The organism is Salmonella sp. SAL4457 (assembly GCF_046548235.1).
GTDB lineage: Bacteria > Pseudomonadota > Gammaproteobacteria > Enterobacterales > Enterobacteriaceae > Salmonella > Salmonella enterica.
The window spans coordinates 1-231 of sequence record NZ_JBGDZO010001454.1 but is presented as its reverse complement, the minus strand read 5'-3'; the positions used below and the strand labels follow the sequence as shown (position 1 = coordinate 231).

The 231-nt window shown below is 66.2% G+C and carries 1 protein-coding gene; it reads left to right on the top strand.

Annotation, left to right across the window (positions count from 1 at the left end; translation table 11 throughout):
* On the top strand, positions 1 to 231 hold a 231-nt coding region (locus ACLJNW_RS28995; RefSeq protein WP_410962136.1), incomplete at both ends, for a hypothetical protein.

Genomic DNA, 231 nt, shown 5'->3' with positions numbered 1-231 from the left:
ACGGACGACAGCCTGCTGGTCAATCTGCAACTCGGGTATGCCGCCCAGCGACTGTTCAAGGTGCCGCTGACACCGGGACAACCGCTGCTCCTGAGCGACTGCCGCCATCTGCTGGCGCAATCCGCCCAAGGCGGTTTTCTCGCCCGCCAGATCGCCCTCGAGGGCAAAGACCTGGAAGACCTCGTGCTCGACCCGGCCGGCCGGATCATCCACAGGCGCCGTCTCGGACAC